Genomic DNA, 24831 nt, shown 5'->3' with positions numbered 1-24831 from the left:
CTCATTGTTGTAGTACTTAATGCGTCCCAGAAACATCTAAAGTAGTGTTGGTGACGGACTTTTTCTTAAATGTGGAAGTGTTGATTTTTTCTTGTAATTTTTCATAATAAAGGTCTGGATTCACTGGCAATTCTACCCTTTCGTTTAACCAAGAAGATAAGTAAATGGCATTTGAAATTTCCAACGCCTTTATGCCTTCTGTACCCGGTGCCAATAATGATGACCCTGTAACAATCGAATCAATCCAATTTTGAACAATCATGGAGTGATTTGCATTTTCAGACTTTACAGGAATTACGACTTTCTGCCATTCAGGCAACCCGAAACCGCCAGTATATGAAGCATTAAATTCACGTTCAGATTGTGTTAATCGGTAAAAAGTAATTTCTTCATTTTCTACAATGATTTTCCCCCGATCGCCAACAACCTCATAGCGATCCGATCCCGGAGCTTCTCCAGTTGAAGCGATAAACACACCTGTCGCTCCATTTTCATATTCCAAAAATGCGGTTACATCATCTTCCACTTCAATATCATGATACTTTCCTATACTGCACATGGCACGAATGCTCTTTGGCAGAAATCCTGTTGTCCACTGGCAAATATCTAAATGGTGTAGTGCCTGGTTTAATAGAACACCGCCTCCTTCACCCTGCCATGTGGCTCTCCATTTACTTGAATCGTAATAGCTTTGTGAACGGTAAATATCCGTAACAATCCAGTTGATCCGTTTGATATCGCCAAGTTCACCTGAGTGAATAAGGTCCCGCAAATTTTGATAAAGCGGGTTGGCCCTTTGGTTATACATGATGCCAAATACTTTTCCACTATACTTCGCTGCCACATTCATTTCCAGTACATCTTTTGTATGGACGCCTGCCGGTTTTTCAATGAGGACATGTATTCCTTTCGCAAAGGCCTTTTTGGCGAGTTCCGGATGACTGTAATGTGGTGTGGCAATAAGGACGGCATCAATTCCCGACTCATTAAAAAAGGTCTCTACGTCCCGGAAAATTTGCACATTACCTTGCATATTATTTTTCACCCATTCGGTTCGACTTGCATTACTACTGCAAATCGCCGTTAAAGTTGCTCCTTTGATTTGTCCTTGATCCAGCATTTGTACATGGGAACTGCCCATATTTCCTATTCCAATCACGCCAACTTTAACTAAGCCCATCTCTATCCCTCATCCACTATTAGATTCTTTCTTTAATATGAAAATCCGAGGATTTATTTGAAAATGTTCTTTATATAGTATTGATGATAAAATAATTAACCGCATTGTGGTACAGTTGTATCGTTTTTATAACTTTAGTATAATGAATGGTAGAAACAGATGTCAATGAATATCTTTATCCATTTATTTGCTGTTATTATCAAAAAGCATTGAATCGAAAAAGTAATCTTTCGATCAGGAAATTGAGGAAAAAGGAAAAAGGAAAAGGAAAAGGAAAAGAAGCTGATCTGGGCTGTAAAGAGACATATAACCTTGATGGCGGCGGTTCATCTACGATGTATCTTAAGGGAAGAGTGGTAAATAACCCGCTTGGTAAAGGGCAAGAACGTGGAGTAAGCGACATTTTATATTTTGACAAAATCTAGCAAACTTAGAGGTGAGAGGTACTGAAAAATTCGGAAAATTTAAAATACACCTCTTGCCTAGTTAAAACCTCCATGATATATTAAATGTATAGAAAATATAAAACTTGGTTTATCCTAATAAACCAAGTATATTTTTTAGATTAATTATAAAACTCGGTTTAGTATAATAAACCGACGAAGTTGAAAGGATCTTGGTGACATGGAGAAAAAGTATTGGGTCCCAGCTATTGAACGTGTCGATAACATAGTCGATATGATTGCTCACCACCCGGAAAAATATCGATTGATTGATATCGCAAATGAATTAAACATTAATAAAAGCTCGATCTTTTCCCTATTAAATACGTTGGAGGTATTAAATTGGGTGAAGAAAGAGAAGGATGGTACATATTCCCTTGGAACACGACTAGGAATGCTTTCTCCTTTATATTTTAAACAATTTGATTTTATTGATACGTTTAATTTGACAGCGCTTCCAACCCTTGAGAGGTTGGATGAAACCCTTCAGCTTTCCATATTGGATGGAACGGAAATTGTGTACCTTGCAAAAAAAGAGGGATCATCTCCCGTGAGTATTACCACCAACCCAGGAATGAGATACCCAGCCCATGCCACAGCTATGGGAAAGGTTCAGCTTTCCCAATTTACGTACGAGGAATTTAAAGGATTATATCCGGAAGATTCCTTGAAACCGAAAACCCAATATACAGTTAGAAATTTAGCCGAGCTATGGGACCAAATAATGAGTGTCAAAGAAAAGGGGTTTTTTATGGAATACCAAGAGGCTGTGGAGAATTTCTATTGTGTCGCCGCTCCGATTCTAAATCATGAAAGCAGAATGATTGCTTCCGTTAGTGCGACGGTGCCGATTTCTAAGTGGGACGAGAAAAAAGAGAAAGCTCGAGCAGAAATTATAAATTTAGCAAAAGAAATTTCTTTAAGAGCTGGATTTGTGGCTTCAATTAAATTTTGATGAAAGAGGGATAGGAGTGAGATTAAAAAATAAAGTGATATTAATTACCGGGGCTGGTTCAGGGATTGGCAAAGCGACCGCTATTGTTTTTGCGAAAGAAGGCGCCTATGTAATCGTGAATGATTTATCGAGTAATGCAGGAAATGAGACTGTGGAGGAAATCATCGAATTAGGTGGTAAAGCAGCATTTATGCAAGCAGATGTAACAAATGCCACGGATGTAGAACGAATGATTAGTCAGGTGGTGGAAGACAAAGGTAGGATCGATGTTCTATTTAATAATGCTGGAATATCCGGTGTTGGGGCAGTGCATGAAACAAGTGAGGAATTATGGGATCGGGTGGTAAATGTCAACATAAAAGGTGTCTTCTTGCCATGTAAGTATGTGCTGCCGCACATGATGCAGCAGCAAGGGGGTACTATCATTAACATGTCCTCTTGTATTGCTGAAATTGGCCTAGCGCGCAGAGCCTCTTACTCTGCAACAAAAGGAGCCATTCTCTCTTTATCAAAATCCATGCAAGTCGATTATGCCCCATACAACATTAGAGTGAACGCTCTTTTACCAGGGACAATCCTAACACCATTTGTTGAAGACTTTTTGAAAAACTCTTATGACGATTTTGAAGAAGGATTAAATGGCATTAGAAAAAGACAGCTAAGTGGAGATTTAGGTCGTCCGGATGATGTGGCAAAAGCAGCTCTATTCCTTGCATCGGATGAATCGAAGTTTATGATGGGTTCTCCTCTGTATATTGATGGAGGCGTGACATTTGGAAAAAATGCTTAAAACAATATGGGAGGGAGATTAATATGAAACTAGTAAATTATAATGTTAGTTCGAATGATGAATTTAAATTTGGTGTGAAAACAGATGCAGGTATAGTAGACATTGTCAAAGCGTGGGAAGCAGCTAATGAACCTCATAATATTCCTCTTTCTTTAGAACAGTGGTTAGAAGCAGATAAAGACTCTAAAGATTTATTTCAACATTTTGTAAATTCCAACAAGAATAACAGCCAATTAACCCTTCAAGAAGATCAGATTGAATATGGTCCATGTGTACCGAAAAGTGCAAAAATCATTTGTGTGGGCCTAAATTATCGAAGGCATGCGGAAGAATCAAAAATGGAACCGCCTAAAACCCCTGTACTTTTTAACAAGTATGGCAATTCCCTTGCCGGTCATGGCGAAAAAGTGGAGATTCCCGCGGATGCGAAACAAGTTGATTATGAAGCAGAGCTTGGAATCGTGATTGGAAAAAAAGCCAAAGCGGTACCGAAGGAAAGTGCACTGGATTATGTGGCAGGATATTGCAATGCTAATGACTTATCCGCAAGGGACCTTCAATTCCGCACGAATCAATGGCTTTTAGGAAAAGCCTGTGATGGTTTTTGTCCAGTTGGTCCATATCTCGTAACTTCTGATGAAGTCGGCGACCCGAATCAGTTGAAAATTGAAACAATTGTAAACGGGAAGGTTAGACAATCTTCCAATACATCTGACATGATCTTTTATTGCAATGAGATTATTAGTTATATTTCTACCTATATGACATTAGAGCCAGGAGATTTAATTATCACTGGAACACCAGAAGGAGTAATATTTGGACTTCCAGAACAAGAACAGGTCTGGCTGACAGATGGAGATGAAGTAACCATTAAGATTGAGAAACTTGGTGTGTTAACAAACCAGCTGACATTACCGTGTGTCAAAACCGAAGAGCAAAAGCAATCAGTCACTAACAAGAATTAAATGTTTCATTACCGAACGAATGTAAGGGGTTACAGGGGAATTATACTATTACATTAGGGGGAAGAAGGAATGAAAAAAAGAGGTTCAGCGATTCTATTAGTTTTATGTTTGTGTATTTCAATGGTATTAGTGGGCTGTGGGAAATCAAAAACTGCTTCAAAGGAAAAGGATGTTTACACCGTTAAAATCGGCTATGAAAATCAGCCTGGAGAGCCGGTAGATTTAGCTGCACAGGAATGGAAAAGGCTTGCTGAGGAAAAAAGTAAGGGAAAACTTAAGGTTGAGCTTTATCCTAGTTCCCAGCTTGGTTCAAAGGCAGATGTTATTGAACAGATGAAAACAGGCGCCAATATTATTCATATTGCAGATGCCAGCTTTTTAATGGATTACGTTCCAGATATCGGAATTCTTTCCGCTCCATATTTAACTGACAGCTATGACGATTTGTTTAAAGTAACAGACAGTGATTGGTTTAAAGGCTTAGAAAAGGATTTACAAGGTAAAGGCCTCCATATCGTCTCGACAAAATGGATATACGGCGACCGTCACTTAATCACAACGAAGCCAGTGAAGGAACCGAAGGATTTGAAAGGGCTTAAAGTACGTGTCCCGAGTAATCCGTTATCGATTAAAATCATGGAAAAAATGGGGGCAACGGCTACTCCGCTGCCACTTGGAGAGGTTTATCCATCTATCGCTCAAGGTGTCATTGACGGAATGGAAAACCCGCTTCCTGTTATCCAGGGGTCCAAAGTTTACGAGAAAGCGAAATTTCTTTCTTTATCAGCACATACGAATATGATTATCCAGTGGGTTGCCGGTCAGTCTTATATAGACACACTGCCTGCTGATGTAGCGAAAGTGTTAAAGGAAACCGGGGACGAAGCCGGTAAATTCATGGGAGAAAAAGTTAAAGAATCTGAGAAATCTGTACTGAAGGACTTAAAAGATGCTGGGGTAGAAGTTATTGAGCCAGACCAAGAAGCCTTCAAAGAAGCTACAAAGTCAGTCTATAAAGAAATGGACGAGTGGAGTCCAGGACTGTATGACAAGGTTCAAAAGATTATTAAAGAATAATAGATAGCGAGGCTAAGGTGTTAATTATGAGGGATGGAATCAATTATCCCATCCCACATATCTAACCCTGTTGTTTCTTATCAATGGATCATGCTGATTGTAGGTAGCAGCATAAATAGCAAAATAAAGAGGTGACAAAACAAATGGTGAAACGATTAGGTCGTTGGATAGTAAATCTAGATAGCGTATTCGCCTCCATTTCCCTTGTTTTAATTATTAGCGTTTCAGTTGTCGGGGTATTTATGAGGTTTGTATTAGGGGAACCATTACAATGGACTGAAGAGATGACCTTGGCTTTATTCGTTTGGTTTACCTTCCTCGGTGCAAGTGTTGTTGAAAAAGAAAATGGACATGTGGGCATCGAATATTTTGTCGAAAAACTAAATCCTTCATTAAAAATAATTGCCGATTTGTTTAGGGAAATTGTTCTAACTTTTATTAGTTTATTCGTCTTTGTTTACTTAGGCAGTCAGTTGACAGCACAGGCGGCATCGAGATTAACTCCTGTACTCAGAGTTAGTTATATCTACATTGATGTCGCTGTTGTTTTATGTGGTATATTCTCAGCGATACATCTTACTTCCCGTATCAGTAAGATGAGGAAAAAATTTAAAATCAATGCTGAGCAAATAAAAGATTATCAAACTGCATCCCACAAGGAGGCGAAGCTATGACAATCGCAATTACATCCATCTCCTTATTCACCTTGTTTTTGATTGGTATTCCTGTCGCCTACGCGATTATCGGAAGCTGTTTACTCTATTTTTTACTTTCTGTAGATATCGAGCCAATGCTGCTAGCTCAAAGAATGATTGCCGGTATAGAATCTGTCCCACTTCTAGCCATCCCCTTTTTCGTCGTTGCCGGCGTTTTAATGAACTATACGGGAATTACGCGCCGAATCGCTGATTTTGCTGAAGTGATTACCGGACATCTTCCTGGAGGAATGGCTCAAGTTAGTATTGTGTTAAGTACGATCATGGGCGGCCTATCAGGATCTGGTTTAGCAGATGCAGCGATGCAAGCGAAAATTATGCATCCGGAAATGATTAAAAAGGGATACGCTCCTGGCTTTTCTGCCTCTGTCATTGGCGCATCATCCCTTATCACACCATTAATTCCCCCGGGGATTGGTATGATCCTATATGGTTATATCGGAAATGTTTCGATTGGTAAGCTATTCATGGCCGGAGTTGTTCCTGGCTTGATGACATGTGTGCTCATGATGATTGCCGTTCATTTCGTTGCTAAAAAAAGGGGTTATCTTCCCGCTAGAGAAAAGATGGCACGGCCGAAAGAAGTGGCTGTTGCATCGAAGAACGCTATTCTTGCATTATTACTGCCAGTCATCATCATTGGCGGGATCCGAATCGGTGTTTTTACACCCACTGAAGCAGGAGCTGTGGCAATCGTCTATGCCTTACTGATTGGATTCTTATTTTATCGAGAAATGAAAATCCCTCATTTAAAAGAAGCTCTTAAAGAATCTGTTTCTACATCTGCCTCTATATTAATCATTATTGCTGCAGGTTCTGCTTTTGGCTGGATACTTACTTGGGAAAGAATCCCGCATATTGCCACTCAATATGTAACAGATATGGTAAGTACACCAATTGCCTTTCTATTAATCTTGAACGTCTTTTTATTAATCTTAGGGATGTTTATCGAAGGAAATGTCGCCATTGTTATTTTAACACCTCTGATTATACCAATGGGTCAAGCATATGGAATTGATCCTGTCCATTTAGGAATGATCTTCTTATTTAACATTGGAATCGGGACGATTACCCCGCCACTAGGAACAGCCATTTTTACAGTTTGCTCTACAGCTAATGTAAAGATAGAGGCATTCTTAAAAGAAGTCATCCCATTTTATATAGTTTTAATCATCGCGTTATTGCTTATTACCTTTGTCCCGACGATTTCCATGTGGTTACCAGGTCTAATGATGTAATTTTACAGAATATTCAATCTAAAATGACTAGAAATTGAGTAGAAAAAGGAGAATGAATATGCGGGTTATTCGGTACCAAAATGAAAAGGGAACACCTGTATTAGCAGCTTTAACTAATCAATTGGAGGTTTACCCTCTTGCATATCAGGATTTTATGGAGTTAGTGGAGTATGCGCAGAATACCAAGCAGACACCATTGTCCCTCATTCAAGAAGTAATCAAAACGGAACAGCCAGAAAAGTTGGAGTTAGCGTCTCTTACCTTGTTGCCGCCAATCGCAGCCCCGGAAGTATGGGCAGCAGGCGTCACGTATGAAAAAAGTAAAGAAGCAAGAAATTATGAAGCGACAGCTGGAAAACTAGATGCCAAGACGTTTTACGATAAAGTCTATGATGCAGACCGCCCAGAACTATTCATGAAATCGACAGCTGCTAGATTAGTAGGTCCTAATACAGAAGTGTATATCCGCAGTGATTCCAACTGGCAGATACCTGAACCAGAACTGGGGCTAGTCATCAATAAGAAAGGTGAGATCCTTGCTTACACGATTGGAAATGATATGAGCTCTCGGGATATTGAGGGAGAAAATCCGCTGTATCTTCCCCAGGCAAAAATTTGGAAGAATTCATGCTCTATTGGTCCAGCTCTTTTGCTTGCAGACGCAGTAGCAGACCCTTACCAGCTTGATATTATTTGCAGAATTTATCGTCAGGACCAAAAAGTAGTGGAGGGATTTGCCAACACCAGCCAATTAAAAAGAAAATATGACGAACTAGTTTCCTATCTTTTAAGAGATAATGAGATTTTCGATGGAACAGTCCTATTAACCGGTACCTGCATTGTTCCGCCCAATGAGTTTACGTTGCAGGATGGCGATTTAATCGAAATTGAAATTCCTGAAATTGGAGTGTTAAGCAATCCGGTCAAAGCACCGGTAAAAAAGCACGCTGCTCTTTATTAATAAATGGAAGAAGGAGCCTTTACAAAATGGAGAATACCTATAAAGCTGTGATGATTAGACCAACAGATAATGTGGCAACTGCCATGGAGAATATTCCTGCTAATGCAACCGTAACGCTCACTTGTCAAGATAAGACCGTATCCGTAATAGTAAGGAAGGATATTGAATTTGGTCATAAGTTTGCCATCACGCTGATCTTAAAAGAAGCGAATATCGTAAAATACGGTGAAGTGATTGGCAAAGCCGTTAACGATATTGAACCAGGAGAACATGTTCATATTCATAATATTGAAGGAATACGTGGAAGAGGTGATCAAGTTGGAATTAACTAACAATAAATTTTGGGGATATAGAAGAGCGGATGGAAGAGTTGGGGTTCGGAATCATGTATTAATTTTACCAACCATTACTTGTGCTACCCAGGCGGCCAAACAGATTACAGAGTTGGTTTCAGGAACGGTATCATTTATTCATCAGCATGGCTGTGCTCAAGTCGGTGTTGATTATGAACAAACGTTTCGGACGTATGTAGGGATGGGAGCCAATCCCAACGTATATGGAGTCGTTGTGCTAGGTCTCGGCTGTGAAACGCACCAAGCTCGAAGTGTAGCAGGAGAATTAGCCAAAACCGGTAAACCTGTTCAAGTAGTTTCCATTCAAGACCATGGAGGTACATTATCCGCGATTGCGGAGGGAGCAAAGATTGCTGCCAAAATGGTTCAGGATGCATCTGCACTAATGAGAGAGCAATGTGATATTAGTGAACTTATCATTGGAACAGAATGTGGTGGATCTGATGCTTGTTCCGGTTTATCAGCAAATCCAGCCGTTGGATCTGTCAGCGATATGATTATTGAGCGTGGTGGAACAGCTATTTTAGCGGAAACGACAGAATTAATTGGAGCCGAGCATTTATTAGCTGAGCGGGCTGTCGATGATAAAATCGCCAAAAAGGCGTATCAGATCATTCATGCGATGGAAAACCGATCACTAAAAATGGGTGTCGATATCCGAACAGGAAATCCGAGCCCTGGGAATAAAAGGGGAGGTCTAAGCACACTAGAGGAAAAATCCTTAGGTGCTGCCACGAAAGCAGGAAGCAAACCATTGCAAGAAATTATTGATTATGCCGAGCAGCCTACGAAAAAAGGTCTGGTTTGGATGGATACCCCAGGACACGATATTGAACAGATGACAGGAATGGTGGCCGGCGGGGCTCAAGTTGTTCTTTTTACAACTGGAAGAGGAACGCCTACAGGTTCTCCGATTGCCCCTGTAATTAAAATATCGACCAATACCGGTATTTTTGAAAGAATGTCAGAAAACATTGATATGAACGCAGGAACGATTATCGAAGGAAAAGAATCGATTGATTCTGTGGGTCAACGGATTTTTGATGAAATTACGAAAGTTTCATCAGGTAAATTAACAAAGGCTGAAATTTTGAAACAGCACGATTTCGGTATTTGGAGAATCGGACCAACTTTCTAATAGGTTTTTTGGAGTTGGTGGGAGCACGGTTTATCAGCGAACCTACATAACTCATCGACGCAAAAACATTTTATTTGCGAATCAATACTGACAAAAAAGGAGATGTGAATGATGCAAACAATATACAAAATAGAAACATATAAAAATTTTATCAATAACGAGTGGGTAGAATCTGCCTCACAAGAAGTTATTAAAAGTATTAATCCTGCCAACAAAGAGGAAATCGTAGGATATGTACAAAATTCTACAAAAGAGGATTTGAACAAAGCAGTAGAATCTGCACATCGGGCAAAAAAAGTGTGGCGAAAGCTTGGTCAAGCGGCAAGAGGACAACTGCTCTTTAAGGCAGCCAATATCTTGGAAGAAAATCTTGATGATGTTGCTGAAACAATGACAAGAGAAATGGGGAAAACACTGCCTGAAGCAAAAGGGGAAACTGCTAGGGGCGTTGCCATTCTCCGTTATTATGCAAGCGAGGGTATGCGTAAAGAAGGGGATGTCATTCCTTCTTCAGATAAAGATGCATTGATGTTTACAAAACGATCACCACTTGGTGTAGTTGGGGTCATTACCCCATGGAACTTTCCAGTGGCTATTCCTATTTGGAAAATCGCGCCGGCCCTTGTATATGGAAACACGATTGTACTTAAACCAGCGACAGAAGGAGCAGTGACAGCGGCTAAAGTAGTAGATTGTTTGGTGAAAGCCGGTCTTCCTGAAGGTGTTTTGAACTTTATCACAGGTTCCGGGTCTGTTATTGGCCAGGCATTAATTGAACACCCTCTATTAAATGCGATCACCTTTACTGGATCTGAAGGCGTTGGTAAAAATGTAGCTAAAGCAGCAACAGAGTGTGGAATTAAATTTCAAATGGAAATGGGTGGGAAAAATCCAGTCATCGTTACCAAAGATGCTAATATTGACTTGGCAGTTGAAGGCGTAATTAGTGGAGGCTTTCGCTCATCCGGGCAAAAATGTACGGCTTCAAGTCGGGTTATTGTCGAAAAATCTGTATATGATGAATTTAAAGAAAAACTGATCCAAGAAACAAAAAAAATAACAGTGGGTAATGGCTTACAAGATGGTATTTGGATGGGGCCATGTGCAAGTGAAGCCCAGTTTAACACTGTACAAAAATACATTGGAATTGGCAGAGAAGAAGGGGCAATCCTAATCTTGGGCGGTGAAGTTTTACAAGGAGAAGAATATAAGAACGGATTTTTTATTACTCCAGCTATCTTTGAAAATGTAACACCACAAATGGCTATTGCCCAGGAGGAAATCTTTGGCCCAGTCATCGCGTTAATCAAAGCTGATTCATTAGAAGAAGCGATTGAATTTGCAAATGATACAAAATATGGCCTAAGTGCCTCTATCTTTACATCCAACATCAATTCATTATTGAGCTTCGTCGATGATATTGAAGCAGGTCTCGTAAGAATCAATGCAGAAAGTGCTGGTGTAGAACTCCAAGCCCCATTCGGTGGAATGAAAGCATCAAGTACAGGTTCCCGCGAACAGGGAGAAGTAGCCAAAGAATTCTTTACCGCCATTAAGACGGTGTTTGTAAAAGGGGATGCTTAAGGGATATGGTGTGCTAGGAATGTGAAGCTCGGTTCGCTTTTTAGAAGGGTTCACAACTAGGTTTGTATGTTAAAGAAAATCAGTATACCGGACATGTTATGTTATAAAATTAGATGATCATAATGAACAATAAGAAACCTCGATCTAATCGAGGTTTTTTAGATTTATATACCATAATGAGTTCGTTTAAAAACCGAAGAACGTATTTTTCGTTTGCTTCGAATAATAGAATGTTTGATTGCTATTCAGGTAGATAGGAGCAGCAATAATCAACAATAGAATGAACCTTTAATAAAAAGCTTTCATTTGCAGGCACATAAAATACACCTTGATTTTGAATTAGCTCCCAATCCTGACCCTTTAATTTATATTCCAGTTTTCCCGCTTGAATTTCCATCTCTTCTTTTTGAGATGTAGAGAATTCATATTCGCCTGGAAGCATAACACCTAAAGTTTTTTGGGTTCCGTCCTGAAATTGGATCGTCCTGCTTGTAACCTTTCCGCCAAAATATATATTTGCCTTTTTGGTGATTGTTGCATTTGTAAAGTGTGACATTGAATTCATCCTCTCGTTTTACTGCTATCATTTAAACATAAAAACCTCCCGATGGGAATCAAAAATAAAGAGTATAGTTAAAATATTTTAAAAAATGAAAATTCCATTTGCCATCGAAAAACTTTCCTGCAAACCTCCTGCCGTGCAACCATAAGCTTAAAACCCATTGCCAGCAATATAGTAGTTAAGAGCCTCATAAAAGAGGATGTTAAAGAAGTGCCTTATTCGGGTTTTTTGTGTGAATATTAAAATAATTAATAATTGAAACTAGAACAATTAGACGTTTTTCAACCTATTAAATAAATATGGTAAATTTATAATTTTTTTAAAATTTTCGCGAAAAGGATGAAATAAATTGAAAAAATTTAAAAAATAATGAAAAAATATTAAAAAAAATAGTTGAAAATGAAAAAATATGATGTTAAATTAAAGGAGAAGAAAAAATACTATGAAAAGTTAAGAGGAGGACAAAAATGAAAACGGCTACTAAACTAAAATTGGCTACCCGAATTAATTCCATTCTTCCAACAGTTAATAATGATATTCTTCTAGCGATAGAATCCATTTCAAAAATTGATGGAATCACAAGTGTTGATCTTAACTACCCAGAACATTTTGAAAATCATTCTTTACAAGCAATACAAACGACATTATCAAATGCGGGTTTAGAAGTGAATGGTTTGGCATTGCGTTTTAGAAGTCAGTTTATAAATGGGGAGTTAGGAAACAAAAACTCTAGCATTTCAATGGAAGCGTTTCAATTATGCTGTGAGGCAGCCGATATCTGTCGCAGTTTAGGGGGAAAGGTTTTAACTATTTGGTTAGGTTATGACGGTTTTGATTATCCTTTTCAAGTAAACTATCAAGAAGCTTGGAATCAAGTTAAAGAATATTTTTGTAAACTTGCTGACTATGCACCAGATTTGAGGATTAGTATTGAATATAAACCTTTTCAGCCAAGGGCTTATTCACTAATCGATAGTGTCGGGCTTTCCTTGTTGATGGTAAACGAAATTGGACGACCTAATGTGGGAGTAACGCTTGATTATTGTCATATGTTAATGAAACATGAGAATCCAGGATTTGGACTAACGCTAGTAGCGAAGCAAGACAAACTTTACGGAGTACATATCAACGATGGCTACGGTTTAAATGATGATGGTTTAATGGTGGGTACTTCTTCATTCTTGCAAACTTTAGAATTTATCTATTATTTAAAGAAATTCAAATATCAAGATGCTATCTATTTCGATACTTTTCCTGTTAGAGAAAACCCAATCGAAGAAATTAAACAGAATGTTAAATTAATAAATAAAATATTCTATCTCGTTGACCAAATTGGTCTAGAGAGAATCGAACAAATCATCGAGGAAAATGACGGAGTTGCTGCTACACAATTGCTATTGGAATGTTTGAAATAAATAACCCTATAAACTAGAAAAACAAAAAAGGTATTTGCCTAAAAATTTTTTATATGAATGAAAACGGTTACCTATTATAGGAGGGTTCACATGTTGAAAAAATTACCTGTTTTATTGTCAGTTGTTTCGTTATCTATTGGTCTTGCAGCATGTAGTAGTCAATCCAGCGGAAGTGCAGATAAAGCAAATGCAGGTTTTAACCCTGATGAGGCAAAAGGAATTGAATTTAAAGAACTTAGAAGTAGTCTTGGCGATATTCCAAAACCTGAGGGCCAAGTGAAGTTCGGAGCTGTTGCAAAAGCATTTGAAAATGAATATTGGAGAACCTTGAAGGAAGGGTATGAAGAAGGCGTAAAGAAACTTCAAGATAGGGGATACAAAGTATCCATCGATGTGAAATCTGCACAAGGTGAAGGTGATGAACAGGGACAATTATCGATTGTTGAAGATATGGTAAACAAGAAATACACTGCCTTATTATTATCTCCAATATCCGATAGCAATCTTGTTCCAGGTGTCGAAGAGGCTAAAAAAGCAAAAATTCCTGTTTTTAATGTTAATGATGGATTAATCAGTGAAGCTCCAAATTATGTTGGTCCTAAGGCTATTCAAAATGGTGAATTGGCTGCTGAATGGATTGCGAATAAATTAAACAGTAAAGGTGAAGTTGCCATCGTCGTAGGGATGCCAAAAGCCTTTGCTGCAAGACAAAGAACAACCGGTTTTGAAAATTATATGAAAGAGAATGCACCAGATATTGAGATTGTTGCAAAACAGAATGCGGACTGGGATCGTGCAAAATCAAAGGATTTAGCCGAAACATGGATCAAAAAGTATCCAGATCTAAAAGCAATTTTCTGTAATAACGACACTATGGCGTTAGGTGTTCAAGAAGCGATTAATGATTCTGGTAAAGATATACTTGTTGTTGGTGTAGATGGTATTGGTGAAGCGTATGATTCAATCCGCAAAGGTGAACTGGATGCAACGATCGATTCATTCCCAAGATTTAAATCTCAAATTGCTATTGAAGCGACATTAAGAGCTTTAGGAGGACAAAAAGTACCACGCGTTGTATGGACTCCGCAAGCATTAATTGATAGCACAAATGTTGATAAGCCTGCAGAGGAAATTATTCAATGGACAGAGCCGCAGTTTGCTGAGTAGAAAATCAAATTATTAATACCAAAGTCGAATCATTTGATTCGACTTTGGTAATAAAGGGGAAACAAATAATGAAAAGAAGGTCTGAAAACATTATTAATTTTGAAAATATATCAAAAACTTTCCCTGGTGTTAAAGCCTTAAAAGGAGTTAATTTTAGTATTCAAAAAGGAGAAATACATGCACTCCTAGGGGAAAATGGGGCAGGGAAATCTACTTTATTAAATATTCTTCATGGAGTTTACTCTGAATACGAAGGTGTAGTTAAAATAGATAATGCTGTTGTTTCATTCAAAAATACGGATGATGCCATAAAGCAAGGAATCGCAAAAGTTCACCAGGAAGTAAATCTAATCCCACACATGACAATTGGACAAAATATTGCTCTTGGATATGAACCAAGAAAAGGGCCTTTTATTGATTTTAAAAAGATTCACAATAAAGCAAACGAATTACTAGAAAAACTTAATTGTAATTTTCGGAGTGAAGATCTTGCTTCGGAGCTTAGTACAGGTGAGATGCAGATGGTTCAAATAGCCAAAGCTTTGTACCATAATGCTAAAGTTATCTCCTTTGATGAACCAACTGCTTCATTAACGACTAATGAAACGGATGCTTTATTCAAAATTATCCAAGAACTCAAAAATAATGGCATTACGATTCTTTATGTTAGTCATCGGCTTAATGAGATATTTGAAATTTGCGATCGGGCTACGGTTTTACGCGATGGAACATTTATTCAAACATTAGAAATTGCTGACATTACGAAAGAGGATTTAATCAGGTACATGGTTGGTCGTGATGTTGCTGCCTTTGCAGTTCGTACTAAACCATCCAATGTACGCGATGAGGTTGTTTTAGAGGTTGACAATTTATCGATAAATGGAGTGTATGAGCCAATTTCCTTTCATCTAAAAAAGGGGGAAATCCTAGGCTTTGCAGGACTAGTGGGTGCTAAAAGAACAGATGTTGTACGGACTATTTTTGGTGCTGATCAAAAAGATAGTGGAACAATCAAGATAAATGGAAAAACTGTTGAGATTAAATCACCAACCCATGCACTTAAATATGGAATTGGATTAATCCCGGAGAATCGGAAAACGCAAGGATATATCAAAAATTTTGATAATGCAAAAAACATTGGTATTGCCAGTTTAGATAAATTTTTAAAGTATGGGTTTGTAAGCTACAAGAGGCTAAATGAAAATTGCGATAAGTTTATGAAGGAAATTGATTTAAACCCGAAGGATCCTAACTATTTAACCAATGATTTAAGTGGTGGTAACCAGCAGAAAGTAATCTTATCAAAATGGCTTTCTTCTGATGCTGATATCTTAATTTTAGATGAACCAACAAAAGGTGTAGATGTGGGTGCAAAGGCTGAAATTTATCGAGTTCTAGAGGATTTAATCGAAAAGGGTAAGTCCATTATCGTGGTATCTTCTGAATTACCAGAAATTATTGGATTGTGTGATCGAGTGGTAGTAATGAGGGAAGGTAAAAAGGTTACGGAACTTAAAAAAGCTGAATTAAATGAAGAACGAATTCTTCAATATGCAATGGGGGTAAGCGGAAATGTTTAATTTAAAGGGTTTAAGTCGTGAATTTAGTATTGTCATTGCCTTAATCATTATGATGGTTATTTTTTCTATCATTGATCCAATCTATTTAAGCTATAACAATCTCATTGATATCGTTGATCAGAGCGTAATCAATGGATTGTTAGCAATCGGGATTACCTATGCGATTATTACCGCAGGTATAGACTTATCCATTGGTTCTATTTTTGCGATTGTTATTGTTGTGGTAGGGGATTTACTGGTTAGAGGGGTCAATCCTATTTTAGCGATAGTAGCCGGTGCGATCATTGGTTTCATCCTAGGAGCTATTAACGGTTTACTTATTACAAAACTAAAATTACAGCCTTTTATTGTTACGTTAGGAACGATGAGTGGCTATCGAGGGTTAGCTTATATTATAACTGGGGGATGGCCAGTATTAAATATTCCTAGTGATTATAGAACCTTCCTCGACGGAGATCTCTTTGGAAGTATCCCAGTTTCTGTCATCCTCTTATTTGCGTTTGCGATTGTCAGTCATATTATCTTAAAGTATACCAAGTTTGGAACTTATATATATGCACTAGGCGGGAATGAAGAAGCTACTAGACTATCAGGAGTTAATGTAACTAGAATAAAAATATACACATATGCTTTTTGTGGTGTTGCTGCTGCGCTTTCTGGAATGATCTTATTAGCACGTTTGGGAAGTGGAGAACCAACAGCTGGTCAATCTTATGAATTAAATGCAATCGCTGCGGCAGCGATTGGAGGAGCAAGTTTAGCAGGAGGAAAAGGGAACATCTTAGGGACACTTCTTGGTGCTTTACTCTTGTCGGCACTTAAGGTTGGACTTGTTGTAGTAGGTGTTGATGCGTTTTGGCAATATATAGCTACAGGTGCTATTATTGTAGTAGCAGCATATTTTGAAGTGATTCAAGAGAAACTTCAAAAATTAAATCGTAAAAATACACATGTGAAAACTAATATTAAAAATAATCTTTCTGAAAAGGTTGGTAGCTAATCATGAGTGGAGGATTTGTAACGGTTGTCGGCAGCTTAAATTTCGATATCATTTTTAAACAAAAGAAATTACCAGCCATAGGGGAAACCTACTCAGCCGATAATATTTCTTTTTGCAGTGGTGGAAAAGGAGCAAACCAAGCCGTACAATGCGCTAAATTGGGTTTGAAAACCTATTTGGTTGGAAAAATTGGTGAAGATTATTTTGGAGAGGTTCTAAAGCAAAATCTTTCAAAATATGGTGTTGATACCACCTATATTACAACGGTTCCAACCAATACAGGAATAGGTGTTGTAAATTCAATCGAAGATGGAAGTTTAGTTGCTACAATTGCTAAAGGGGCAAATTATTCATTAACACAAAAAGATATTGATCAAGCTGAAACAATAATTGCCAATAGTAAAGTGGTGATTCTACAATTAGAAGTTCCGATTGAAGTGGTGGAATATACGATAAAAAAGGCAAAAAAATATAACTGTTACGTGATTTTAAATGGAGCTCCTGCTAGTGAGATTTCTGAAGAGGCATTAAAGATGGTTGATTGTTTTGTGGTAAATGAGTCAGAAGCAAGTTACTATGCAGGAAAAGAGGTCTCAAGTTACCAGGAGGCTGAAAAAGCATGTGAACTACTTCATGCTAAAGTAGGGCAGCACTTAATCATAACCCTTGGAGCAGAAGGAAGTCTAATCTTTAATGGTACAGAAAAGCTTTTTATCCCACCTAATAAAGTAAAAGTGGTCGAAACAACTGGTGCAGGGGATTCCTATATAGGGGCTTTTGCCTATGGGAAGATTAATGGAATGGATCTTCGCGAAGCGGGTAATTTTGCTTCGAAAGTTAGTTCATTAACGGTTTTAAACATCGGCGGACAGGATGCTATGCCTACCATAGATGAAGTGAAAAGCAGTTCATTTGTATAGTTAATATTTCGAATAATAAAAAATGGGGCTTGGAGTATGATACCTTATGTACGGCAAAAAAAAATTGTAGAAGAACTAGGAAAGAAGGAAATTGTATTTTTAGAAGACTTAGTCGGGCTTTTTTCCGAAGTATCAGAGTCGACGATTAGGCGAGATCTAAAAATGCTCGAGGAAGAAGGACAAATCCAAACGCTTAGGGGCGGAGGAGTGAAATTAAAAGGTAGTTCCTACGATATCCCAGTGATAGAAAAGAAAGAAATGTACAAGGAAGAAAAAGAACGGATTGCCAGATTTGCTGCATCATTAGTTAAGGATAATGAAGTGGTTTATATCGATTCAGGTACGACCTGTTTGCAAATGATTAAATATCTAAAAGATAAAACCATTACAGTTATTACTTCTAATATACAAGTTATTTATGAGTTGGATAGTCCTACCATAAATTGTATTGTTCTTGGTGGAGAAGTAAATAAAACACTAGACTCTATTTCAGGACCATTGACAGAATTGACTTTAAAAAATCTATATTTTGACAAGGCATTTTTGGGAACATCAGGGTTTAGCGTGGAAAATGGGATAAATACACCTGATTTTAGAGAAGCGAATAAAAAAGCAATTGTAAAAGAAAAATCAAAAGAATGCTATGTATTAGCTGACAATTCAAAAAGTGATAAAAACACATTATGTAAGGCATTCGAATTAGATGAATGCATCATAATAACAGATAAGTCTTCTAGGTTATTAGAAAATCATGCAAAGTATTTTATTGCAGATTAATTACCACTCTAGGGGTTGAGAATAGTGGAATTGGACTCAATGGTGGAATTGGTTATATTGAGGACAAAGAGAATACAGTTTGTGAACTGAACCGTGAACGTCATACATCAAGAATGATTGCTTACAATGATTCAGGGAAAATTGCTATATTGGACCTTAGAGGGAAAGATGAATATAACGTTATTCGAGAGCATCTTGAAACTCCTGGGGGTAAAATTGAATGTCACGAGACTCCGGAAATAGCTGTTATCCGAGAAGCATTAGAAGAGTTAGGGGCTAAGGTTGAGATTCAAAATAGATTAGGGATCGTAATCGATATAAACTATTTTCTAAAAGCAAGAACCTTCTCACATTATTTTGTGGTTAAGATTAAAGAGTTTACTAGTCAGAAATGGACCCTATTGAGAAGAAATTAATCCATGAAATAAAGTGGTTCACCTTAGATGAAGCACGCAAAACTTACGAAAGCTACAGTGTTTCTGGAATGGGAAAACACATTCATGCAAGGGATATGCTCGCTCTAAATAAGTTGCATACAGTATGTGAGTGTATAAGGAAGTCATAATGCATAAAAAGAGATTGGTTTCAAAATGAAACCGGTCTCTTTTTAAACTGCTTTTTAAAATCGTGTCTGAATGCATGCCTTATTCCGACAAGGAAAGGAGAAAAAAACCTGATCTTGTCCGAATGTATCCGGTCTATAGCGATGGTCACAAAACCTCTCAAGCCAAAAGTGATTAAAATCAATCGCTTGTACATCCAACTTATTCCATTCATAAATACTGCTTTATGTATTAATTCTTTCAATCACTAAATGAAAATTAAGCGTTATTTCTAAACTCCATCATACGAAATAAATCTTGGTAATCGGGCCAACTCATTTTTCGTTTCAAATATTCACGAAAAGAATAGCAGCTTTTTTCGTGAGGTTTATTATAAAGATAAGAAATAAACATTTGTAAACGAACTTGTATCATAAAATAATAGCGATTATTTGTTTCTAACACAGGAATTTCAATGACTTTTATCTTCTGTCCATAAACATTTTTGAACTCTAGGCTCTTACATAACAAAATATCATCTTCTTTTTACGAGTTTCTTTCGATTATAACCTATTATCCACTTAATATCTAAATATTAAGTGTTCAAAAATAATTCAGACTTTTTAATAAAAACCAGATTCATCTTTCAGAATCTGGTTCTTTCAATAAATATTCAGGAAGGAGAAGCTACAACTTCGTAATCGTGCTTCTCTTCATAGATAGTAGTCTTTTAAGCTAGTCGCATCTTAAAATCTTGATAGCCAAATTCACGCACGACACGACAATCTCCATCTTTATCTTGAATAGCGATGGCTGGTAATGGCATACCGTTAAAAGTGGTGTTTTTGACCATCGTATAAATCGCCATATCACCGAAAACTAAGCGGTCGCCGCTCTTTAATGGCTGATCAAAAGAATAATCTCCGATGACATCGCCTGTCAGGCAGGTTTGCCCGCCAAGTCGATACGTAAATGGCTTTTCTCCAGCTTCCCCTGATCCAAAAAGAGGGGGACGATAAGGCATTTCCAATACATCAGGCATATGGCAGGTGGCAGACGTGTCAAGAATCGCAATCTCCAATCCGTTTTGATGTAGATCAAGTACGGATGTAATCAAGTATCCTGCATTGAGTGCAATCGCTTCTCCCGGCTCAAGATAAACTTCTAAACCGTAGTTTTCCTGCATTCTCTTAATACACGCTTCTAATCTCGGAATATCATAATCTTCTCTTGTAATATGATGACCGCCGCCAAAGTTGATCCATTCCATTTGCGGGAGCCATTCACCAAACTTTTCTTCCACTGCATGAAGAGTGGTTTCTAAGTCGTCAGAATTTTGTTGACAAAGTGTGTGAAAATGCAGCCCTGAAACGCCATCAAGCAAATCAGGACGAAAATGCTTTTTTGTTACACCAAACCTTGAACCTGGTGAACAAGGGTCATAGATGGCATGTCCAATTTGTGTAGAGCATTCAGGATTGATGCGCAATCCTACTTTACAACCAGCTTGAAGGGCTTTATCTTTAAATTTTTCCAACTGTGAGAAGGAATTAAAGATAATATGGTCGGAAATGGAGACAATTTCATCGATTTCATCTTCACGATAGGCAGGGGCAAAGACATGATTCTCTTTGCCCATTTCCTCATAACCTAGACGTGCCTCGTACAAGCCGCTTGCTGTTGTACCGCTTAAATACTTTCCAATGAGAGGATACATGGTTGTCATAGAAAATGCTTTTTGCGCCAAAACAATCTTAGCTCCTGTCCGTTCCATGACTCCGTTCAGGATTTTTAGATTTTTTTCGACAAGACTTTCATCGACTACATAACAGGGTGTTGGTAATTCCTCAAACCGCATCTTACCGAACAAGCTCCGGCTCTTTTACCTTAATAGGCTCAGAATCTACTAGCTCTGGATATAAGTCTTCTTGCCATGGAAGTCCCCACTTGTTCAATGCATCCATAAATGGATCTGGATCAAATTCTTCAATATTGAATACGCCTGGTTTATTCCATTTACCAGTCATCAGCATCATCGCACCGATCATTGCAGGAACACCTGTTGTATAAGAAATTGCTTGAGAACCGACTTCTTTATAGCATTCTTGGTGGTCACAAACATTGTAAACGTAATAAGATTTCTCTTTTCCGTCCTTTTTACCTCTAAAGATACAGCCGATGTTTGTTTTTCCAACTGTACGAGGTCCAAGTGAAGCTGGATCTGGTAGCATAGCCTTCAAGAATTGAAGTGGAATGATTTGTTTTCCTTCGTATTCAATGGGCTCAATGGAAGTCATGCCTACATTCTCAAGACATTTTAGGTGAGTAATGTAGCTTTGGCCAAATGTCATGAAGAAACGGATCCGCTTAATGCCTGGGATGTTTACAGCAAGAGATTCAAGTTCTTCATGATAAAGCAAATACATATCTTTCTCGCCAACTTCAGGGAAGTTATAGACGCGTTTGATTTCCATTGGCTCAGTTTCGATCCACTCACCGTTTTCCCAATATCTTCCGTTAGCAGAAACCTCGCGGATATTGATTTCAGGATTGAAATTAGTCGCGAAAGGATAGCCATGATCCCCGCCATTACAGTCAAGGATGTCGATGTACTCGATTTCATCAAAGTGATGTTTAAGCGCATGGGCAGAGAATACGCCTGTTACACCAGGGTCAAAGCCGCTTCCTAAAAGAGCCGTAATACCAGCCTTTTCAAAACGTTCGCGATAGTCCCATTGCCATTTGTATTCAAATTTCGCCGTATCTTCTGGCTCATAGTTTGCTGTATCCATATAGTTTGTTTTTGTAGCCAGACAAGCATCCATGATCGTTAAATCCTGATACGGTAATGCTAAGTTCATCACGATATCTGGTTTTACTTCTTCAATTAAAGCAATCAACTCATCAACATTGTTTGCATCAACCTGTGCAGTTGTAATTTTCGTTTTGCCGCTATCTAGTTTGGCTTTTAAGTCATCACATTTTGATTTTGTCCGACTTGCGATACAAATCTCTTCAAATACCTCACTGTTTTGAACACATTTATGGATGGCTACTGATGCCACTCCACCACAACCAATAATAAGCGCTTTTCCCATTTTCCTATCTCCTAACTTAATAGACTTTTGACCGTGCAAAGAGGAGTTCTATAACAATATTTCAATGGTTTGAACGATAATAATTATTGTCATAACCCCTAAAAAAACTGTCGAAACGCAACAAAAAAAGCAAGTGCAAAGCGCATAATCGCGCACAACACTTGCTTTCGATATAATCATCAATATTAAAAAAGCATAAGTATACCGTAATGAAAATCATATGTATACTTTTACCAAAAAGGTCCGAGGACATTTGTAAGGAAGCTCTATAATATTCAAAATATATCATAATAGGATCAGAGTCTATATAGCAAATAATCACTTTTACTACTCTTATTGACCGTTTCACAAGTTGTATGCATATGCACTGGTTGTAAAGTAACCAACTTATAAAATTTGAGCTTTTAACTCAATCAATAAGGCAACTAAAGTTGCCATTCGGCATTTGACCCGGCTGTCCGTATGGCCTTAACTTCTTTGAGGAAGTGGTCAAAAGTTATCTGCTTGGAAAGATCCAGACATATTGAATAATCGCTTTCCAAATTACGCACTTTTTATATTAGCAGTATATAAAAATAATGGCAATAGGAAAAAAGAAAAAAATATGACAAATTTCGACTATCTTTTGAAAACCATTGAAAATGCCGATCGCATTTTAGTGATAAACAAAGGTGAAATCATTGAGCTGGATGGTTTTATAAAAATTTATTAAAGAAATAAGATAAAGTCCCGAATAAACCCACCGTTGATCCGAGAAAAGATTGGTTAAAAGGATATACAAAAAATAATATGTAGATACTGTAAAAATTTTTTTACAGTATCTACATTCTTATCATTCATTAATTATAAAGTTTATAGTGCTGAAAGTTAAAGAATAATAGGATTTAACAGCAAAAATCAGACAAAATTAAAAAAGAAAGCTTAGTTGGCACAAAATTTGCATAATAAAAAATCATAAGAAAAATGTCTCTTTTTGGCCGATGATACTAGGAAGCGCTTACAAGAAGATGATAAAAGGAGGGATTTTATTTTTAGTTAAAATAGATTTAGGGCAGTACAGCTAACAATATTAACAAAGGGGATGGTATGTTGTGAACAACAAGGGGAAGATTTTTTATGGTTGGTGGATTGTAGTAGCAACTTTTTTGATTATGATGTTCATTTATGCTCCGATTGCTAACTTAGTTTCACTATTTACTCTGCCTGTTACCAATGAACTCGGATTCGAACGGTCCCAGTTTATGACGTATTATACGATTATGGCTTTAGCTGCAATGGTTGTAGGCCCTATAGCAGGTAAACTAATGAAAAAGATGGACATTAGGATATATTTAACATTATTTATCTTAATAGGAGCTAGTGCATTTGTTGGCTTCTCATTTTCAACAAAACTAATTCATTTTTATTTATTTGCAGTACTTATGGGTGCATCCCTATCAGGTGGAGCTATGATTCCAACTTCCGTTCTTATCACAAATTGGTTTAATAATAAACGTGGATTATGTTTGGGTTTAGCGTTATCAGGGACTGGTTTCGGCGGTGTCATCCTGAGTCCTTTAGTTAACTGGCTCATTACAACCTACGGATGGAGATCAGCCTATCTTGTTCTAGGGATTTTAATAGGTGTGGTATTAATCCCATTTGCAGTATTTGTAATAAGATTAAATCCAACTGATAAAGGTTTAATGCCATTAGGTGAGGCAAAAACTTTACATCCTACGAAAAAGAATGTATTAACAGGTACAACTCAAGGACAAGCACTTAAGTCAGTGTCATTTTGGAGTCTTTGTTTCGCCGTCTTAGTAGGCGGCATTGTGGTTAATAGTATGCTGATCAATCTTGCCCCATATTTAGCAGATATAGGTGCCACTGCTAAAACAGCGGTATTGCTATTATCAATAGGTTCGGCCATGGTGATCATCGGAAAGCTACTAGTCGGGCGCTTATTTGACAAGTTAGGATTATTCACCACCTTATTTATTATTTCTGCAGGAAGTTTGGTAAGTTTTATATTCCTAATGAAAGGGAACATTCTATTACCTGCCATTCTTTATACCGTTTTTTCAGGTATAGGTGCAACGGCTGTAACTGTTTCACCTGCTTATCTTACTGGAGCGCTTTTTGGTGAGCTAGAATTTGGTGCAAAATATGGGGTAGTATCAATATTTATCTCATTAGGTGCAGCGATCACTCCTATCGTATCAGGTGCGATATTTAATTTGAACCATTCCTATGAATTATTACTAGATGTTTTAATTGTGCTTTCTGTTGTTCAATTCGGATTGTTCTTCGTTTCCATTAAATTGAAGCCTAAATTTTCTAAAAATTCATTGGATGAAGATGCAGCCTAATTTAAAAAAGGGAAAGGGG

Annotated in this window: 24 protein-coding genes; 19 read left to right on the top strand and 5 right to left on the bottom strand. The window is 37.6% G+C overall.

Annotated elements, in window-relative coordinates:
- Nucleotides 1-16: 16 nt before the first annotated feature.
- Nucleotides 17-1180 (bottom strand): Gfo/Idh/MocA family protein, encoded by a 1164-nt coding sequence (locus tag J7E66_RS02025; RefSeq protein ID WP_214997791.1) that lies wholly within the window; start codon nucleotides 1178-1180, stop codon nucleotides 17-19.
- A 146-nt stretch (nucleotides 1181-1326) separates the two neighbouring features.
- On the opposite strand from J7E66_RS02025, the gene J7E66_RS31530 reads away from it, so the two are divergent.
- The 11 genes from J7E66_RS31530 to gucD all read left to right on the top strand — a co-directional run bounded on the left by J7E66_RS31530 (nucleotide 1327) and on the right by gucD (nucleotide 11400).
- Nucleotides 1327-1605: a phosphodiester glycosidase family protein gene (locus J7E66_RS31530; RefSeq protein ID WP_251032710.1), complete on the top strand. Its 279-nt coding sequence runs from the start codon at nucleotides 1327-1329 to the stop codon at nucleotides 1603-1605.
- A 199-nt stretch (nucleotides 1606-1804) separates the two neighbouring features.
- Complete coding sequence (locus tag J7E66_RS02015; RefSeq protein ID WP_214997790.1) at nucleotides 1805-2578, top strand: IclR family transcriptional regulator; 774 nt, start codon at nucleotides 1805-1807, stop codon at nucleotides 2576-2578.
- A 16-nt stretch (nucleotides 2579-2594) separates the two neighbouring features.
- Nucleotides 2595-3368 (top strand): SDR family NAD(P)-dependent oxidoreductase, encoded by a 774-nt coding sequence (locus J7E66_RS02010; RefSeq protein WP_214997789.1) that lies wholly within the window; start codon nucleotides 2595-2597, stop codon nucleotides 3366-3368.
- A 23-nt stretch (nucleotides 3369-3391) separates the two neighbouring features.
- Nucleotides 3392-4333 (top strand): fumarylacetoacetate hydrolase family protein, encoded by a 942-nt coding sequence (locus tag J7E66_RS02005; protein WP_214997788.1) that lies wholly within the window; start codon nucleotides 3392-3394, stop codon nucleotides 4331-4333.
- A gap of 69 nt (nucleotides 4334-4402) precedes the next feature.
- Entirely contained in the window at nucleotides 4403-5410 is a 1008-nt protein-coding gene (locus tag J7E66_RS02000) for a C4-dicarboxylate TRAP transporter substrate-binding protein (protein ID WP_214997787.1), read from the top strand.
- A gap of 143 nt (nucleotides 5411-5553) precedes the next feature.
- Nucleotides 5554-6084, top strand: a complete 531-nt coding sequence (locus J7E66_RS01995; RefSeq protein WP_214997786.1) for a TRAP transporter small permease — start codon at nucleotides 5554-5556, stop codon at nucleotides 6082-6084.
- Nucleotides 6081-7364: a TRAP transporter large permease gene (locus tag J7E66_RS01990; protein ID WP_214997785.1), complete on the top strand. Its 1284-nt coding sequence runs from the start codon at nucleotides 6081-6083 to the stop codon at nucleotides 7362-7364. Before J7E66_RS01995 ends, J7E66_RS01990 begins: the two co-directional genes overlap by 4 nt.
- Before the next feature lie 58 nt (nucleotides 7365-7422).
- Nucleotides 7423-8325, top strand: a complete 903-nt coding sequence (locus J7E66_RS01985; RefSeq protein WP_214997784.1) for a fumarylacetoacetate hydrolase family protein — start codon at nucleotides 7423-7425, stop codon at nucleotides 8323-8325.
- A 26-nt stretch (nucleotides 8326-8351) separates the two neighbouring features.
- Nucleotides 8352-8657, top strand: coding sequence for a UxaA family hydrolase (locus J7E66_RS01980; RefSeq protein ID WP_214997783.1), 306 nt, complete (start codon nucleotides 8352-8354; stop codon nucleotides 8655-8657).
- Nucleotides 8644-9816, top strand: a complete 1173-nt coding sequence (locus J7E66_RS01975; protein ID WP_251032709.1) for a UxaA family hydrolase — start codon at nucleotides 8644-8646, stop codon at nucleotides 9814-9816. The genes J7E66_RS01980 and J7E66_RS01975 overlap by 14 nt, the downstream gene beginning before the upstream one ends.
- A gap of 111 nt (nucleotides 9817-9927) precedes the next feature.
- A complete protein-coding gene (gene gucD, locus J7E66_RS01970) occupies nucleotides 9928-11400 on the top strand; it encodes an alpha-ketoglutaric semialdehyde dehydrogenase GucD (protein ID WP_214997861.1) in 1473 nt (490 codons plus the stop codon).
- A gap of 241 nt (nucleotides 11401-11641) precedes the next feature.
- On the opposite strand, the gene ppnP is transcribed toward gucD, so the two are convergent.
- Entirely contained in the window at nucleotides 11642-11956 is a 315-nt protein-coding gene (ppnP, locus tag J7E66_RS01965; RefSeq protein ID WP_214997781.1) for a pyrimidine/purine nucleoside phosphorylase, read from the bottom strand.
- Nucleotides 11957-12429: 473 nt separating this feature from the next.
- On the opposite strand from ppnP, the gene J7E66_RS01960 reads away from it, so the two are divergent.
- From J7E66_RS01960 to J7E66_RS01930, 7 genes are all read left to right on the top strand, one after another.
- Nucleotides 12430-13377: a sugar phosphate isomerase/epimerase family protein gene (locus J7E66_RS01960; protein WP_214713673.1), complete on the top strand. Its 948-nt coding sequence runs from the start codon at nucleotides 12430-12432 to the stop codon at nucleotides 13375-13377.
- 90 nt (nucleotides 13378-13467) lie between these two features.
- The gene (locus tag J7E66_RS01955; protein ID WP_214997780.1) at nucleotides 13468-14544 is read left to right on the top strand and encodes a sugar ABC transporter substrate-binding protein; all 1077 of its coding nucleotides are present in this window, start codon (nucleotides 13468-13470) and stop codon (nucleotides 14542-14544) included.
- Between the two features lie 68 nt (nucleotides 14545-14612).
- Nucleotides 14613-16124, top strand: coding sequence for a sugar ABC transporter ATP-binding protein (locus J7E66_RS01950; RefSeq protein ID WP_214997779.1), 1512 nt, complete (start codon nucleotides 14613-14615; stop codon nucleotides 16122-16124).
- Nucleotides 16117-17124, top strand: coding sequence for an ABC transporter permease (locus J7E66_RS01945; RefSeq protein WP_214997778.1), 1008 nt, complete (start codon nucleotides 16117-16119; stop codon nucleotides 17122-17124). The genes J7E66_RS01950 and J7E66_RS01945 overlap by 8 nt, the downstream gene beginning before the upstream one ends.
- Before the next feature lie 2 nt (nucleotides 17125-17126).
- Complete coding sequence (locus J7E66_RS01940) at nucleotides 17127-18044, top strand: ribokinase (protein WP_214997777.1); 918 nt, start codon at nucleotides 17127-17129, stop codon at nucleotides 18042-18044.
- Nucleotides 18045-18080: 36 nt separating this feature from the next.
- Nucleotides 18081-18821 (top strand): DeoR/GlpR family DNA-binding transcription regulator, encoded by a 741-nt coding sequence (locus J7E66_RS01935; RefSeq protein WP_214997776.1) that lies wholly within the window; start codon nucleotides 18081-18083, stop codon nucleotides 18819-18821.
- 113 nt (nucleotides 18822-18934) lie between these two features.
- Nucleotides 18935-19237, top strand: a complete 303-nt coding sequence (locus J7E66_RS01930) for an NUDIX hydrolase (RefSeq protein WP_214997775.1) — start codon at nucleotides 18935-18937, stop codon at nucleotides 19235-19237.
- Nucleotides 19238-19642: 405 nt separating this feature from the next.
- Here J7E66_RS01930 and J7E66_RS01925 read toward each other — a convergent pair whose 3' ends face one another.
- From J7E66_RS01925 to J7E66_RS01915, 3 genes are all read right to left on the bottom strand, one after another.
- A complete protein-coding gene (locus J7E66_RS01925; RefSeq protein ID WP_214997774.1) occupies nucleotides 19643-19894 on the bottom strand; it encodes a DUF2535 family protein in 252 nt (83 codons plus the stop codon).
- Between the two features lie 199 nt (nucleotides 19895-20093).
- Nucleotides 20094-21221, bottom strand: a complete 1128-nt coding sequence (nspC, locus tag J7E66_RS01920) for a carboxynorspermidine decarboxylase (protein WP_214997860.1) — start codon at nucleotides 21219-21221, stop codon at nucleotides 20094-20096.
- A 1-nt stretch (nucleotide 21222) separates the two neighbouring features.
- Entirely contained in the window at nucleotides 21223-22461 is a 1239-nt protein-coding gene (locus tag J7E66_RS01915; RefSeq protein WP_214997773.1) for a saccharopine dehydrogenase family protein, read from the bottom strand.
- Between the two features lie 1091 nt (nucleotides 22462-23552).
- Here J7E66_RS01915 and J7E66_RS01910 point away from each other — a divergent pair.
- On the top strand, nucleotides 23553-24812 hold the full coding sequence (locus J7E66_RS01910) for an MFS transporter (RefSeq protein ID WP_214997772.1): 1260 nt from the start codon (nucleotides 23553-23555) through the stop codon (nucleotides 24810-24812).
- Nucleotides 24813-24831 lie beyond the last annotated feature (19 nt).

This window comes from Bacillus sp. ISL-7 (genome assembly GCF_018613065.1).
The sequence above is the reverse complement of the archived record's forward strand: the minus strand, read 5'-3'. Positions and strand labels throughout refer to the sequence as shown.

What these genes read in the sequence shown, in the direction of transcription:
- J7E66_RS02025 (WP_214997791.1), bottom strand. Translation starts at nt 1,180, where the DNA reads ATGGGCTTAGTTAAAGTTGGCGTGATTGGAATAGGAAATATGGGCAGT.
- J7E66_RS31530 (WP_251032710.1), top strand. Translation starts at nt 1,327, where the DNA reads ATGGTAGAAACAGATGTCAATGAATATCTTTATCCATTTATTTGCTGT.
- J7E66_RS02015 (WP_214997790.1), top strand. Translation starts at nt 1,805, where the DNA reads ATGGAGAAAAAGTATTGGGTCCCAGCTATTGAACGTGTCGATAACATA.
- J7E66_RS02005 (WP_214997788.1), top strand. Translation starts at nt 3,392, where the DNA reads ATGAAACTAGTAAATTATAATGTTAGTTCGAATGATGAATTTAAATTT.
- J7E66_RS02000 (WP_214997787.1), top strand. Translation starts at nt 4,403, where the DNA reads ATGAAAAAAAGAGGTTCAGCGATTCTATTAGTTTTATGTTTGTGTATT.
- J7E66_RS01995 (WP_214997786.1), top strand. Translation starts at nt 5,554, where the DNA reads ATGGTGAAACGATTAGGTCGTTGGATAGTAAATCTAGATAGCGTATTC.
- J7E66_RS01990 (WP_214997785.1), top strand. Translation starts at nt 6,081, where the DNA reads ATGACAATCGCAATTACATCCATCTCCTTATTCACCTTGTTTTTGATT.
- J7E66_RS01985 (WP_214997784.1), top strand. Translation starts at nt 7,423, where the DNA reads ATGCGGGTTATTCGGTACCAAAATGAAAAGGGAACACCTGTATTAGCA.
- J7E66_RS01980 (WP_214997783.1), top strand. Translation starts at nt 8,352, where the DNA reads ATGGAGAATACCTATAAAGCTGTGATGATTAGACCAACAGATAATGTG.
- gucD (WP_214997861.1), top strand. Translation starts at nt 9,928, where the DNA reads ATGCAAACAATATACAAAATAGAAACATATAAAAATTTTATCAATAAC.
- ppnP (WP_214997781.1), bottom strand. Translation starts at nt 11,956, where the DNA reads ATGTCACACTTTACAAATGCAACAATCACCAAAAAGGCAAATATATAT.
- J7E66_RS01960 (WP_214713673.1), top strand. Translation starts at nt 12,430, where the DNA reads ATGAAAACGGCTACTAAACTAAAATTGGCTACCCGAATTAATTCCATT.
- J7E66_RS01955 (WP_214997780.1), top strand. Translation starts at nt 13,468, where the DNA reads ATGTTGAAAAAATTACCTGTTTTATTGTCAGTTGTTTCGTTATCTATT.
- J7E66_RS01950 (WP_214997779.1), top strand. Translation starts at nt 14,613, where the DNA reads ATGAAAAGAAGGTCTGAAAACATTATTAATTTTGAAAATATATCAAAA.
- J7E66_RS01945 (WP_214997778.1), top strand. Translation starts at nt 16,117, where the DNA reads ATGTTTAATTTAAAGGGTTTAAGTCGTGAATTTAGTATTGTCATTGCC.
- J7E66_RS01940 (WP_214997777.1), top strand. Translation starts at nt 17,127, where the DNA reads ATGAGTGGAGGATTTGTAACGGTTGTCGGCAGCTTAAATTTCGATATC.
- J7E66_RS01935 (WP_214997776.1), top strand. Translation starts at nt 18,081, where the DNA reads ATGATACCTTATGTACGGCAAAAAAAAATTGTAGAAGAACTAGGAAAG.
- J7E66_RS01930 (WP_214997775.1), top strand. Translation starts at nt 18,935, where the DNA reads ATGATTGCTTACAATGATTCAGGGAAAATTGCTATATTGGACCTTAGA.
- nspC (WP_214997860.1), bottom strand. Translation starts at nt 21,221, where the DNA reads ATGCGGTTTGAGGAATTACCAACACCCTGTTATGTAGTCGATGAAAGT.
- J7E66_RS01915 (WP_214997773.1), bottom strand. Translation starts at nt 22,461, where the DNA reads ATGGGAAAAGCGCTTATTATTGGTTGTGGTGGAGTGGCATCAGTAGCC.